We start from the raw sequence: 13742 nt of genomic DNA, 5'->3' as shown, positions 1-13742 counted from the left end.
TTCACCACGCCAGTGCGGTTTCTACCGCGATAGTGCCAACGTTGCTGTTGTTGCCCGCGCCCGAGCTGCAGGCCTGCAACAGCATCAGCTGCGAGCCGGCCGGCAGGCCAGAGGCCGAGGATTGCAGCGTGCCGCTGGCAACGCTGCGCAGATCGTTCAGGCACGAATACACGCCACGCAACCGGCCGCGGATCATGCCTTCGGCGCAGACCAGCAGCGGCGTGAAATAGCGCTCGCCAGACCCGGGTGACGTCGCAGACGTGCACGGCGCACCAGCACCACCGCTTGCGCCGGAGAGCGGATTCACGGACCCTCGACCGAACACCGGCAGTCCAGCCTGCACCGACCCGGCGGAAACGCCAGCGTGCGCGCGCATGATCGACAGCCCGCGCGACTGCGCCGTCGTCGTCGGCGAGAGCAGTGTTTCAGCGGCGCCGGTTGCAACGCGGGATGCGTTCGATCCGCTCGACCAGACCGAGGCTTGATACAGGACATAGCTTCGATAATTGTCGCCGGGCACTTCGCTGGCGAGATCTCCGAAGCTGTGAAACCCCTGCGAAAACCCGCCGTCCGCACTGACCCAGAGGTGGCAGGAGATCTCATCGGCGATGATGCGCCACGCCCGGGCGGTGCTGGTCGCGGTGTCGGATTTGAGGATCCATCCGCCGCTCGGATACAGCGTCGCATCCGGCATGATGTCGCTGCCAACGCCGGTGTCGACATCGCTCATGCTCACGTAGCCCTTCAGCACCGCTTCGCGCGCACCAGCCGCGGTGCCGCCGGTGTCGTCGATGCGGAAGTAGTGGCCCGTGCCACCAGCGGCAACCGAGTTCCGGAATGCGCGCTTATTCGTCGCGGTGAATGCGAGTGTCCAGCCTGCTGCGGTCTTCGCAGTTCCGCCGCTGCCGTAGGCGACGCCGCCAACGCCGACGAGGCAGGCCTCCAGCAGTGCCGCGAGGGATCCTACTTGCCCGGTGAGTACCGGCGCGCTGGTGTCCGTGCTTTGAAAAACTCGCGTCGTTGTCATCAGTGTGCGTTCCCAAATGCCTGGATCCGGACCGAGTCGGTCAGCTCGGTGATCTCGCCCTGTAGCGTCGTGCGGGCGGCCCAGATCGGTTTTGTTGCGCTGACTGTGTTGAATCGCAGCACATTGCCGGCGGCCCAACCGCCGCCCCAGCCATCCGCGTCGATCGTGAAATACGGCGTGCCAGTGACCGGGTTGACCGGCGCGATGTCGCCCGTGATGCTCACGCCGGACAGGACCTGGCCAGCGGTCTCCCCGATCACGTTGACTGTCGTCGGTGCCGTGAAAACCACAGCCCAACGCTGGTCGATCGCGGCGCGGTTGTTGACGGCAATCGGGTAGACCGCATCGTTGTAGCTAGCCGCCGCGGGTGCGCCGGCGACCACGTCCAGCCACTGGCCGGGCACATAGGTCTGCTGATCGAAAAGACCGGTGTAGCGCGCCTGCATATCGCCGACAGCGATCGCCGACGAAACCATCGTGCCGGCCGGAAAATCGCGCGCGAGCGGCGCCTGCAGGCCAAGCTCGCCGGTGATCTGGACATCGGAGCACTGGACCGCCTGCTCGATGCGGTCGCGAATGATCGCTGGAAGCGTGTACGCGGAAAGGTTGAGCGGGTCCGACCAGGTGAGCGTGCCCGCGGTCAGATCGATGTCGTACCAGGTGTCGACGATGGGCGTTCCGGCGCTGTCGAAAACCTCAATCGTTCCGATCTGCTCGCGGCCCAGGTCTTCAGTTGCGCCCGCGACCGGCGTGGCGACGGAAGTGACTTGCGTGTGATGGATCACCAGCACGCCGCCCGCCTGGTACGCGGGCACGCGGCCATCGAGCGGAAGGCGCACTGGGTCAATGCCGATGATTGCAGGATCTGCGGGGATTGAGCGGTATACAACGGTGCCAATGTAGACACTGCTCGGATCGACCTGGCGCGGTTTCCAGATCTGGCCGCCCACGACATACGCCGCGTCGTACCAGGGCTCGCCTTCGTTGCCGGCCGCGGTGACCAGCCCGCCGAAACTGAGCTGCACGACGCCGGTTTCCCAGTCAACGACGCCCTTCAGCTGCGAGCCGGTGATGATGCCGTTGATGTCGGCGCTGCCAGTCAGTAGTACGCCATCCATTGTCGTCGCGCGGACGGTGAAAGACCCGGCACGCAGCGGCGCGCCAGGCGTGCGAAACATCATGTTCGACACGCCCGATTCGAAATAGCGCGTCAGCAGCGAGCGAATCGAGACGACGTTGCTGGAGCCGGCCCCAATTGCCGTGATCGTCGCGGTGTTGCTGCTGTAGTCGTAACTGCCGCCCACGGTGCCGGCGTTGGTCAGCGGCGAAACGTCGTAGACCAGGCTGCCACCGCGGTCGACATACTCGCGGCCGCGGAAAGTGAATCGCACGCTGCCGGGCACTGCAGGGCCTGCCGCGCCATCGCCGAGGTAGACGCGGATCGCAGGCAGCGAGTGGCCCTCACTGGTGCTGACCACGGCGGTGCCGGCCTCGATGTAGCGCACCACGATCGGCGTTCCGGTCGCGAACTTGCAGCCGACGTCAGCAAGGGTGCTGGTGCGCGCGTAGATGCCGGTACCGCCGGTGGCCGTGTTCTGCGCGCGGCCGAACTGAGGCAGGTACGCAGGCACGTCGGCTTCGACCGTGATCACGCATTCGCCGTCGCCGTAGTCGATGCTGCCCGTCCCCGGCGCAAGCGTGTGTATCCAGCCGCCGACGCCGTCGTCACCGATCGCAACATTGATGGCGCGCCCCAGGCCGACCAGCGTCGGATTCGCTTCGTACGAAACATTCCACTGCGCGCCGACCGTGCCAGGCTGCGGCGGATGCGCGAGCGTGAACGTGACAGCCCCGCCGGAAGGCGACGGCGTGAAGGTCTCGATATGCACGCCGCCGCCGTCGGCGTAGTCGTAGCTGTACGTGATCTGCGCATCCGGAAACGCGGTCAGCGAGAAATCGACGATAGACGTGTTGTGCTCGATGCTTCCGCTGGCGTCACCGCTGATCACGCCCGCGGCATTGGCCGTGGCCGACTTTGCAACGCCGCCTGTGGTCCAGCCCATGATGAGCGTGCCGGGCATGCACCCCTGGTGATCGAGCTGCTGGCGGTACCGCGGCGTGGGGACGGTGATTTCGCCCGAGCTGTTGCGCGCGCGGTTATCGGTGCCCCAGGACACGATCAGCGCAGAATCGACATCCGGAAGCGCGCCCAGCGTTGCAGCGATAGAGCCCGTCGCCGCGTTGTAGGTAGCGCTGCCTTCGCCGGTGCCGCCGGTGAGCAGGCCTGCGCCGTTGTCACTGAGCCGGATCCAGCGCCCCAGGGCGCGATAGTCCCAGTAGATAGTGCCTGGCGCTGGAAAATTCGGCAGCTGCTGGACGTAGGAAATCTGGCGGTTCGCGGCGGTGATCGGCACGGCCAGGCTGAAACCCTGCTCAGCAACCGCGCCGGCAGGCGTCGCCGTGACAGTGGCCGCGCCGCTATAGCCAACATCGCGCGCGACCGAAAACCCACCGCTTTCGTAATCGGCCGTGCCGCTCCAGCCGGTATCCGACGGGTTCACCGCGACGATACCGCCGCTGCCGTCGTCGCGCAGCGCCACCGCGCCGATGGAGATGTTCAGGCTGCGCCGCATGTACGGCGAGCCGAGGTAGCGCACCACTTCGACGCCAGCGGCGCCCGTCATCGTGCCCGCGTAGGTCAGCGAGTCGAGCGCGCCCGAGCGCACCAGGGCCACCGTGGGCATGCCGGCCCGCACGTCCGTCAGCGGCGTTTCCGCCTGGGAGCTGGGCACCAGCGAGATATACGGCGTGGCGATCTGGATAGTCAGATCGCCCTCGTCCGCCGGCGCCGCCAGCGGCATCACCGTGTAGTAGCGCGCGGCGTTCGCGACCTGGGTGCGACGAATGCGCGTGGGCGGCGGATTCACGCCAGTGAGCCGCGCGGGATCTTCCTGGCCGACGAACGCCTGGCCCAGCGGCGTCGTGATCGTGATGAGCAGCACGTCGCGGCGGAACTCGCCCTGCGCATCCTCGAAAGTTACCGTCTGCCGGCTCGCCACTTCCTGCACCCGCACGAACTGCTGCGCCGGCGTGTAGCCGGCCGCCTCTACTGACAGGCACAGCACGTCACCGATGTCCGGCGATGCGATTTCCGACCGGCAATACACCTGGATCGTGGTCTGTCCGGCGAGGTGGAGACCGTAGAGGGTGAACTGCGATTTGGTGCCTTGCGTGCGGTACGCCTCGACATAGCCGCGTGCGGCTGCGCGCTCGTCGTCCGGGTCCGCGGTGTCGAACAGCGAGACATGTACGAGCGGGTCGTCCGGCGGGTCGGTCAGAAAGATGAAGGCGCCGAGATAGGCGTCCGTGTTCGCGGTGTGGACCTGGAAAAAGAACTTCCGCAGCGACACGCGACCCAGGATCGCGTCCAAGTTGCTCCGATCCGGGAATACGTTGTTAATCGCGTTGTCGATGATCTCCACCGACGTGATCCGCCCGCCGCCGTCGGCGAAGTCGGTCATGCGTTCCGCTTGGAAAAACTTCAGGTCCGTTGCAATGATGGCCACGTTTTATACCTGTATGAGGTTGATCGTGCAGAAGTAGTAATCGCCCGGCTCGGCGGGTTCGACGTGTTTCAGCGGCTCGGCGCGCACCGCTGGGTTCTCCCGCCGGAACATCACCGGGAACGTCCTGCCGTCGGCGAGAGTCAGCGTGTAGATCGCGCCAGGCACCGCAGCGAGCACGCGCAGCGCGTCGACCTGGGCGCGCGTGAGAGGGGCAAAACCGATGTCACCTTCGAGGCGGCCTTGCAGCGTGATTAATCGGCCCGACTGCCGCGCGCTGGCTTGGACCACCAGCGCGCCCGTGAGCGTGTAGGTTTCTTCCTGGCCGACCAGGTCGGAACCTGCCGCGTACTCGTCGATCCACTGCAGATCTGGCGGCAGGTCCGTGACCGTGCTGATGGATATGAAGTCAGGCACTGGTCAGCCTCCGTTGCGGCTGCGGCGCAGTTCGTCGACTACGACGCCCGCCATGTACTGGCGCAGGCCTGTAGACTGGAACATCGCCTGGATCTGCTGTTCGGTGAAGTTTCCCGCGCCCTCGAAGCGGTGGACGAACTCGACGCGGGTCACCCCGCCGGCGCCGCCGCTGCTGCTGGCCTGCTGTTCTCGCTGCTTCTGGCGCTGGTCTTCCAGCTCCTGCTGCTTGCGCTGCCGGTTCTGCTCCAGCTGCTGCTGCTCGCGCGCGATCTGCTGCAGCTGCTCGTCGCCCAGGTAGTTGAATTGCTGCCGCAGCGCGGCAACGCGCTGGGCCATTTCGTCGTACTGCAGATTCTGCTGCTGCAGTGATTCCAGCAGCTCCTGGGCCTGGCGCTGCTGCTCGGCGCCCACGGTGAACGTGATGCGGTCCAGGCCCTGCGCGTTGGTCGCCGCATCCGCGAAGGCCTTGGACATGCCCAGCGTGATCTCGGTGGCCTGCGCGCCGGCGCGGGATACCTTGTCCAGCCCTTCCGCAGCGCCGTCCGCGCTGTCTCCGAGCTTGGATGCGCTGCCCGCCGCGTCATCGGCGGCTTGCTCAAGGTCGCTCAGCGCCTCCGCGGCCCGGCCCGCGCCGGCCGCCACGTCCGTTCCTGCCTGCTGGCCTGCCGCTCCGACATCGCCAAGCGCATCGCGCAGGCCCAGGGCCGCGGCCTTCGCCCGCAACTGCGCCTCGACCTGCTGGCGCGCGGCTGCTGTGCTGTTGGCGACCGCAGCGCGCGCTGCCTCCGCGTAGGCCATGAACGCAGCGCGCACGTCTTCCTGGGCGTACTTGCCCTTGCGGGCGCCGTCGACCACGGCCAGGTAGAAGCGCTCCGCGCTATCGCGCGCCAGGGCCAGTTCGGCCTGGGTCTTGATGCCGAATTTCGCGAACTGGTCGGCCAGCGGATCAGCCTGCGCCGCAATCTCGCGCAAGCGCAAGGACAGCGCCGTGGCCGCGTCCTTCGCCTGGTCGATGCCGACCTTGCCCTGCTCACCGGCGGCCTTGATCGCCGCGCCCAGCGCCTCAGCCTCCTGTTTCGTGGTGGCCTTTTCCAGGGCGGCATTGAATGCCGTGGTGATCTGCTGGCTGGATGCCTGCGCATTCTCCGTGACGGCCTGGAACGTCGCGATCATGTCGCGGCCGCTCTCGGTGAACGCAAAGCCCATCTTGCCGGCGTCGACGCCCAGCCTGGCCATGGCCACGGCAAGCGCGCTGTTCATCAGCAGCGCCAGCTCCTTTGCGCCGCCCCCAGCGGCCTGAAAGGCCTTCTCGGCGCGGAGCTGGAACAGGCGCAGCTGCTCGCCGCTCAGCTTCTCCAGCGCCGCGCCCAGCTCGCTCTCCAGCGCCGCCCGGGCGTCCCGCGCACGCGGGCCGACTACCAGCAGGGTATCGACCACGTCTTTCACGCCCTTGGGCGTGCCCAGGTCAACCTGGTCGAAAATGCCCGACAGGGCCGCGGCGGCACTCTTGCCGGTCGCAATGGCCGCTTCGAGGTCGGCGGCTATCTTGCGCGAGAACTCACCAGCGCCGGCAGCGCCGGAGCTGTTCACTGTAGACAGCGCGGCGTTCGCTTCACCTACGGCAACCACCAGCTCACGGAGGCGCGCGGTGAGCTTGGCCGCTCCCTGCGCGTCGCCAAGCTCGTTGGCCCTTACCCGGAGCGCACCGAGTTCACGATACGCATTCTGCAGGCCAACTATGTAGGCCTGGATTTGCGTCTTTGTCATCCGGCCGACCGCTTCCGCGGTCTGGATCTGGATGTCCCCGGCGCCCTTGAACGCGGCTGCAGTAGCGCGCGCCTGGGACTGCAGGGCTTCGCGCTGGGCCTTCAATTCTTCCTGCTGCCGGCGCAGCTTTTCTTGGACGTCGAAGTACTCCTGCGTGACCGATACCAATTTCTCGATCTGCCCCAGGGTGAAGTCGGCAGCGGCAGTGATTGCCGCGAACATCAGCGGCCCTTTCACCAGGCCGCGCAACGAAGCACCGAACTTGCCGGCCGCGCTGGTAGCGCCAGCTGCGCCCGCGGCGGCATCGCCAAAGCCCTTGGTGATACCAGACAGTACGCTGGTCACCACGCTGGCGCCCTTGAACACCAGGTACGCACGCGCCAGCAGCAGGATCTGCTCGCCGTAGTCTTTGACGAAGCCGACCACACCAGCGATGGCCTGGCCAGTTCCGACGATGCCGTCGGAAATCGACTGCGCGAGCCGCGCGAGCTGGCCGGAAGCGGCCATGTCGGCGATGTACTTATTCAGCGCGACCAGCTGCCCTTTGAGGTAATCCAGGGTGCCGCTGTTGGACACCTGGGTGAAAAACTCGCGGATGCGGCCAGTGAGCTGCTGGAACTGCCCGGACAGCGTGCCGGCGTTGCGCGCGGCCGCACCGGTGTTCATCTTGTCGATTTCGGCCAGCAGGCCGGAAATTTCCTTGCGGCCGAGCTTCCCGGCCTCGCTGAGTTTCTGCAGCTCGGCCACACTCTTGCCGGTGGAGCGCACCAGCGCCTCCCACACCGGCACGCCGCGCTCGACCAGCTGCAGGATTTCCTCGCCCTGCAGTTTCTGCTTCGCCCAGGCCTGGCCGACGGCCAGGATCTTTCCGTCCAGATCCTCCATGCTGCCGCCCGCGGCGGCGTTCTGATTGACCAGCGCACGCAGCGACCCGGCGAGCGGGTCCAGGCCGAAATTCTTCAGCTTCGCAGCGGACTTCTGTGTCGCGTCGAGCGCCAGGCCATTGGCGGCCGCGAACTTGTTCAGCTCGGCCAGCGCGGCATTGCCGGCGGCAGCCGAACCGTACATTTGCGTGAATTGGTTGCGGGTGCGCTCGGCCTGGTCGCCGAGCAATGCAATGTCTTTGACGCCTTCGGCCGCCCCGCGCAGTGTGAGCCCGGCGAATACGCCAGCGATGGCGCCGCGCAGGCGCTGGAATATGCCAGTGCTGGCCGCAGCCTTGTCGCTGGTCTTGGACAGCTCAGCGCCGTAGCTGCGCACGGCCGCGACGGACTGCGCCGCAGCTGCGCGCACCGCGCCCTGCGATTGCGCCAGCTTGTCCAGGCTGATGCCGGCGCCGCGGATCACGTTCTCGGCGCGCTTCAGCTCTGCGGTCTGCCGCCCCTGCGCGTCCGTCAGGCGCGCGACTTCGATGCGCGCCTTGGCGAGATCAGTTTGGAGCTTCTTCGTCGGCGAGAGGGTGTTGTTGAATTCTTCCTCCAGCGCGGCGGCGCGGCGCTGCGCGAGAAAGAGCTTGTCCCCGGTCTCCTGCAGCTGCGCCGACAGGCCGGCAAAGCCGCTGACAGCCCTGTCCAGGCGCGTCGCGCGATCCAGCTGATCCATCAGCGCTGCCGCTTTCGGGTCAGCGGCTTCAGCCGCCTTGCCGACGACGTCGAAGGCGTCGCCAGTCGCTTTGACCTTCTCGGTCCCTTCGACTTCAGCAACAAACCGGATGCGTTCGTCGTTCTTGTTTGCCATCGCTCACAACCTCGCGAGCTGTCGGCGGATCTCGCTCGACAGGATCTTTTGTGCAAAATTTCGGAGGCGCTCTTGTCGCGCCGGATTGCGCAGGATTTGCGCCACGCTGGGGCCGTAGATGGACTTGATCGGCTGGCGCCGCTCGCCCTTGTAGTTGCCCTTCTGCATCACGCGCTTCGGGCGGCTCACGTCGCGCTCGAAAACGTGCTTGTTGTCACTCAGGCCCAGGGCAATGAATGCGTGCCGCAAGACGGCCGGGCCGCGGGCATGCGTAACGGTCACGGTCACGCCAGTTGCGCGGCTCGCCTTCGCACTGAACTGCAATAGGCCTGTTCCGCGGTGGTAACCGGTCAGCGTCACGACATTGCCGTCGCGGCGCACGCCCGAGCTTTCGCGAACTCGCGCCGCCTTGATGTTGTGCGTTTCCAGCGCATCCCGGACGAACTCGGGAACGATGCGGCGCGCCAGCGTGGCCGCTGCCAGTTCTTCGGCCTGCGCCAGCTTCTGCGCCGTGGACTTGAAGCGCTTGCCGGCCCGATAGGCGCCGCGTGCGTCTATCTGAAAGGCCATATTTCACCCACAAAAAAACCCCGCCGGAGCGGGGTCTGTCGATTCTCAGTTGTGCGCTCGCTTTGCCGCTGGAGGGCTTACAAGTTTGCGCTCGGCTGATTGTCAGCCGGCCATCGTTCCTTGAACAGGTCGCATCTTGTCGCCGCCGCCCATTGGCCGAACTGCCCGAGCTGCCCAGGCGCGGCGTAAGGTCCGCGCCAACCCTTCACGCCCGGCGGATTTCGATATAGGTCACCGACTTCATTCGGCGGCTCGCCCACATCCAGAGCATATGAGTCGCAGGCATTTCTCGCTGCGACGAATTGCTGCCGCAGTGGGCGAGCCGCGTTCATTGCATCTGTTGCCGCCGTGGTCTGAGGATATTTTTTCCCTATCGCCTCAAAGGCTTCGAGCGCGACGAACATGCGCCCTTCGTTCTGTACAGCCTGCGCAGCGGTGAGCGCTCGCCGTGCGTCTTCTTCCGACTTGTCGCACCCGGCCAGCGCCAGGGCGATACCGAACACAATCAGCAACCGCATACCCACCTCCGCCTGGAAAGGTGGACTACGCTACGCCGACGCGGGCCGGTGTCAACCCGGCCCGCGTCGGCGGCGGCTTAGGCCGAGGCCTTGTACGTGACGAAGACGTACGGCGAGGTGAAGCCCAGCGTGATCTCGCAGGGGCCGGTCAGCGTGCACTGGATCGGGTCACTGGAGAGCCAGTCGATTTCACCGTCCACGGTGAGTTTGGCCTGGGGCACGGTCATTTCGCCGTTCTCGCCGCTCACCCGGTCTTCCATGTCGCCGGTTATGTAGAACTTCTTGGACGGCGTGGCGCCGCCAATGATCGTGGTCGAAACGTGCGCAGCGTAGCTGTAGGTCGCCTTGATCGTGCTGCTGGCGGTGATCAGGCTGCCAGCGGGGATGATCAGCTGGCCGCGGCGGCGGTCGATGACGTAATCGTCGTCGACATCGTAGGTGACGCTGGCGTCCTCGTTGGTGATCGTCACCGCGGCATTGGTCAGCATGCGGTGCGCGAGCTGCACCGGCACGTCCAGGTTTGCCGGCAGCACCACGGAAACCGCGGTGGCGGTGCCGGCGCTCACGATGGCGGTGCTGCTGGAGCCGAACAGCATGCGCGCCAGGATCAGCGGCGGCAGCTCCAACAGGGTCGTGGACAGCGTCGTAGTGCCCGGCTTCGTGTCCGTGTAGAACGGCTGATTGTAGGGCGCGCCGCGGCGCTTGCTCACCAGGCTGACTTCGCCGCCATCCGTGTAGGTGAAGGTGAACGAGTCGGTTTCGACCGGCTGATTGCCGGAGATGTCGGTGGGCTCGGGGATGACGGGGAGGCGGTCGCCGTTGGACTGCACTTCCCAGAAACGGATGTCGCCGGCGAATTGCCGGACTGCAGGCGTGGTCATAGGGTTACCTCAGGGTGTTGCGGGAGGGAGGGTTGCAGTCAGCCCCACCGTGGCGGTGGCTTGGCCGATGACGGAGTTGACGTAGCGCTGGTCGTCGAAAATGAGGCGCTGGGTCTGGTCCACGCTGATGGTGCGGACGCCCGGCAGGCGGTCGCGCAGCGGCGTGCGCAGCGCCCGCACGATGTCATCGCGGCCGCGGCGAGCCAGGTTTGCGGGGCGCCGGTTGGTGCCGCCGCAGGGCACGACGAACTCGATAACGACGGTCATGCTGCTGTTCACCGTGCGCGTGCCTTCGCTGCTCACGGTGACGGCGGTTTCGGTCAGCACCACATAGGCATCGGCCGTGTTGGCCGGTCGCTGGGTGGGCTCGGTCGAAATGTCGCCGGCGCCCAGATCCGTGTAATAGCCGCGGGCCGTGGTGATCTGCTGCAGCATCTCGACGATGAGCTGCAGGGCCTGCTCGCAAAGCGGTTCGGTCGGATCAGCCACGGCGCACCGCCCATGTGCTCAGCGAGCCATCGTTGTTGGTCTCCGAATCGTTGATCCAGGTTTCGCCGTCGAGCACCAGCACGCCGTCAACTGCCGGCACCACGTCGGCGAGGAAGTATTCGATGGTCACGACGTCGACCACCTGCTGCTGGTACTCGCCTACCGTGCTCTGCGAGCGGTTGATGTAGACGCGCGCGTCCGTGCTGGTGTCAGCGCCCGGCGCGGTGTACTGGCCGGTGCCGGCGCCCATGCCGCGGTGGGCAAAGCGCGAATGGTGCCGCTCGTCGAAACGGGCAGCAAAAGCGGTGGATGCGGGCATGGGTTGGCTCCAGGCGGCCGGCGCTGGCCGGCCGCCCGATAGGTGGTTATGCGGTCAGGGTCGCGTTGCCCGGGGTGAGCATCACAGTGCAGGTGGTTTCCGTGTTCGTGCCGGGAAGCACGGCCACTACGGCCCCCAGCAGATCGCCCGTGGCGGGCGTGGCCGCGCTGTCGTCGAAGGCGCCGGCGCCGCTGTTTGCGCTCACGTCCCACAGCAGCTTTTCGCCGGCCACGAACACCGCCGCCGAGACCTTGGGCGCGGTGAATACGCGGCCGGGCGTGCAGTCCACGCTGCCGGTCGCGTTGGTGGCGATGTCGACGAGCGCGACGCCGATGGTGTGCCCGACCTTGATGACTTGGCCCGACACGACGTTCGCGCCGCTGACGTTGGTCCAGGCGATGATGCCGCCGTCCTGTACGAGATTCTTTGCCATTTTCGGTTCTCCAGAAACGACGAGGCCCGCTCAAGGCGGGCCACTCGTCGCATTGCATGGTGGTTTCGGCGCCGGTTACCAGGTCACCTTGTGCGCGCCGCGGAAGCCCACGGCGGCGACGCCGTAGTCGTGGCGGATCTTCCAGGTCACACCGTCCTGTTCGAATCCCTCCTTCATTTCCGAGTACGGCGTCTGCTGGCCATTGAGGAAGCCCACTTCCAGCACGGCACTGATGCGCGGGTCGGCGAACAGGTACCACTGATTGCCAGTCAGGCGCGGCGACTCGACCACCTTCTGCACGAGCCCGCGGCTCTTGTTCGGGTAGTTCTGCTTGTTGCTCTGGTCGATGTCGTACTGCGCCTCGTTGACGACCTTGGCCTGGCCGGCGAGCGACACCGGGCCCAGCCAGATCGCCGGGCTGACGCTGATGTAGTCGGTGCCGCCGACGTTGCGCTGCACCGCCATGGCCTGGCGCGCGGCGTCGAAGCCGGCAACCGTGGGCGCGGCGCCGGAGGCGTTGAGGTTCGCGTGGCCGCCGGGCGTGGTGTTCGCGGTCGCGTTGAACAGCGCGCCACCATCGCCGGTGTTGGGGTTGCTCAGCAGCAGCGAGAAAACATCGTCCTCGACGGTTCGGCCCGCGCCCTGGCCCATTTCGCGGGTCAGGCCGATGAAGGCGCCCAGGTCATCGTTGATGATCATCTGGCGGCTGATGCTCAGCAGCTTTCCCTTCGTCTTCGCGACGATGCTTTCGCGCTCGGCATCCGAGAGCGTGCCGTAGGTGAACAGACCGTTTTCTTTTACTTCGGCGAGGTTGCCGAAGCTGCCCATCCGGTAACGATAGTGGGGGCGGAAGTCGCTGAGGCTGCCGATGGCGCAGAACTCACGCCAGACGAACGGAATGGACAGGTAGGCAGCGTCCATCGTCTTGTGCATCACGTTCTGCATGACGATCGGGAAATCGCTGGTGCTGTGCGCAACCGCGCGCGCCGCGATCTCGGTGTTTGTCATGCCACGGGGGCTGATGCCGCGCTGCTGCAGGCATTCGCGGGCGACGTCCAGGAGCGACATGCCGCGGTAGTTGTTGCCGTCCAGCTCCTTGACGTCGATGCGCTCGCCGCCGCGGTGCAGCAGCCACGCCGTGGCGGCGGCGCGCTGCTTGTCCTGCTGGTCGACCGGGATACGCATCGACGGCAGGTAGGTCGGCTGGCGCGCGGCCATCGCTTCGAGCGCTTTCGCGCGAATGGCGTCGATGGTGTCGGCGCCGGCCAGGGCTTCGCGCAGGAACTGCTCGCCCAGGTCGTGGCGCGCGACCAGGGCCTGGATCTCGGCGGTGCGCGCACGCTCGGCGGCCACGGCCGCGCGGGCCGCTTCCGCGGCGACGGCAGTCACATCCGGCTGCGGTGCCGGCGGATTCTGCACGGGGTTCGGCATTTTCGTTTCCTCGATGGTGGTCACGATGTAACGACGGTGCGGCGTGGCGTCGTCGGACCGGCCGACTCCTACGCTCTCGTCCGCCGGGAGCGGGACGAATGAAATTTCCAGGGGGCGCCAGCTGGTGACGCGGTATTCGTCGGGCCCGTCCTTGTTCTGCTTGACGAGGGTGCGCTCGGAGATGGTGTAACCGACGCTGACATTGCGGACGATGCCGTCTTCGATATCCGTGAGCAGGCTGTCAGCGTCCTCGCGCTGCGAAATGCGAACGTCGGCGAGGCAGCGCGAGCCCTCGATCCAGGCCTTTTCGACCACGCCCACCATGCTGCTGCGCGACCAGCGATCATGGCCCCACAGCGCCGGCGCATTGCCGCTGTCGATGAACGAGAGGTCAACCTCGTCGTCTTTGTGGCCGAGGCGCTCCAGCCACGCCTCGTCCCACCAGTTGTAGCGCGGCACGAGCGCATCCTCGCTGGAGAACGACAGTCGCACCGTTCGGGTTTCGCGGTTCACCGCCGACGCATCGACCGCGACGGCGCGCGCAAGCGGCGGGCCCTCGACCCGCTGCCGCTGGTTGAGCTGTGGCATTG

General features: G+C 66.5%; 11 protein-coding genes. All 11 read right to left on the bottom strand.

Annotated features, from left to right (window positions below; all coding sequences use genetic code 11):
- Position 1: 1 nt before the first annotated feature.
- Positions 2-1027 carry a hypothetical protein gene (locus NM961_RS10520; protein ID WP_255914213.1) on the bottom strand — a complete coding sequence of 342 codons (1026 nt, stop codon included), beginning with the start codon at positions 1025-1027 and terminating at the stop codon, positions 2-4.
- Positions 1027-4593: a hypothetical protein gene (locus NM961_RS10515; protein WP_255914211.1), complete on the bottom strand. Its 3567-nt coding sequence runs from the start codon at positions 4591-4593 to the stop codon at positions 1027-1029. Before NM961_RS10515 ends, NM961_RS10520 begins: the two co-directional genes overlap by 1 nt.
- 3 nt (positions 4594-4596) lie before the next feature.
- A complete protein-coding gene (locus tag NM961_RS10510) occupies positions 4597-5007 on the bottom strand; it encodes a hypothetical protein (RefSeq protein WP_255914210.1) in 411 nt (136 codons plus the stop codon).
- Positions 5008-5010: 3 nt separating this feature from the next.
- On the bottom strand, positions 5011-8511 hold the full coding sequence (locus tag NM961_RS10505; RefSeq protein ID WP_255914209.1) for a tape measure protein: 3501 nt from the start codon (positions 8509-8511) through the stop codon (positions 5011-5013).
- Between the two features lie 3 nt (positions 8512-8514).
- Positions 8515-9081, bottom strand: a complete 567-nt coding sequence (locus tag NM961_RS10500; RefSeq protein ID WP_255914207.1) for a hypothetical protein — start codon at positions 9079-9081, stop codon at positions 8515-8517.
- Positions 9082-9158: 77 nt separating this feature from the next.
- Positions 9159-9599: an outer membrane protein assembly factor BamD gene (locus tag NM961_RS10495; RefSeq protein WP_255914206.1), complete on the bottom strand. Its 441-nt coding sequence runs from the start codon at positions 9597-9599 to the stop codon at positions 9159-9161.
- Positions 9600-9676: 77 nt separating this feature from the next.
- Complete coding sequence (locus tag NM961_RS10490; protein WP_255914205.1) at positions 9677-10480, bottom strand: phage tail tube protein; 804 nt, start codon at positions 10478-10480, stop codon at positions 9677-9679.
- Between the two features lie 9 nt (positions 10481-10489).
- The gene (locus NM961_RS10485) at positions 10490-10969 is read right to left on the bottom strand and encodes a hypothetical protein (protein ID WP_255914204.1); all 480 of its coding nucleotides are present in this window, start codon (positions 10967-10969) and stop codon (positions 10490-10492) included.
- On the bottom strand, positions 10962-11288 hold the full coding sequence (locus tag NM961_RS10480) for a hypothetical protein (protein ID WP_255914203.1): 327 nt from the start codon (positions 11286-11288) through the stop codon (positions 10962-10964). Before NM961_RS10480 ends, NM961_RS10485 begins: the two co-directional genes overlap by 8 nt.
- A 46-nt stretch (positions 11289-11334) precedes the next feature.
- Positions 11335-11721 (bottom strand): DUF2190 family protein, encoded by a 387-nt coding sequence (locus tag NM961_RS10475; protein ID WP_255914201.1) that lies wholly within the window; start codon positions 11719-11721, stop codon positions 11335-11337.
- 75 nt (positions 11722-11796) lie between these two features.
- Positions 11797-13740 carry a prohead protease/major capsid protein fusion protein gene (locus NM961_RS10470; RefSeq protein WP_255914200.1) on the bottom strand — a complete coding sequence of 648 codons (1944 nt, stop codon included), beginning with the start codon at positions 13738-13740 and terminating at the stop codon, positions 11797-11799.
- Positions 13741-13742: the final 2 nt, after the last annotated feature.

The sequence above is a fragment of the Tahibacter harae genome (assembly GCF_024437735.1).
Taxonomy (GTDB): domain Bacteria; phylum Pseudomonadota; class Gammaproteobacteria; order Xanthomonadales; family Rhodanobacteraceae; genus Tahibacter; species Tahibacter harae.
Note: the sequence above shows the minus strand (reverse complement) of the source record. Positions and strands in the feature narration are given on the sequence as shown.

What these genes read in the sequence shown, in the direction of transcription:
- NM961_RS10520 (WP_255914213.1), bottom strand. Translation starts at nt 1,027, where the DNA reads ATGACAACGACGCGAGTTTTTCAAAGCACGGACACCAGCGCGCCGGTA.
- NM961_RS10495 (WP_255914206.1), bottom strand. Translation starts at nt 9,599, where the DNA reads ATGCGGTTGCTGATTGTGTTCGGTATCGCCCTGGCGCTGGCCGGGTGC.
- NM961_RS10480 (WP_255914203.1), bottom strand. Translation starts at nt 11,288, where the DNA reads ATGCCCGCATCCACCGCTTTTGCTGCCCGTTTCGACGAGCGGCACCAT.
- NM961_RS10500 (WP_255914207.1), bottom strand. Translation starts at nt 9,081, where the DNA reads ATGGCCTTTCAGATAGACGCACGCGGCGCCTATCGGGCCGGCAAGCGC.
- NM961_RS10505 (WP_255914209.1), bottom strand. Translation starts at nt 8,511, where the DNA reads ATGGCAAACAAGAACGACGAACGCATCCGGTTTGTTGCTGAAGTCGAA.
- NM961_RS10470 (WP_255914200.1), bottom strand. Translation starts at nt 13,740, where the DNA reads ATGCCACAGCTCAACCAGCGGCAGCGGGTCGAGGGCCCGCCGCTTGCG.
- NM961_RS10490 (WP_255914205.1), bottom strand. Translation starts at nt 10,480, where the DNA reads ATGACCACGCCTGCAGTCCGGCAATTCGCCGGCGACATCCGTTTCTGG.
- NM961_RS10475 (WP_255914201.1), bottom strand. Translation starts at nt 11,721, where the DNA reads ATGGCAAAGAATCTCGTACAGGACGGCGGCATCATCGCCTGGACCAAC.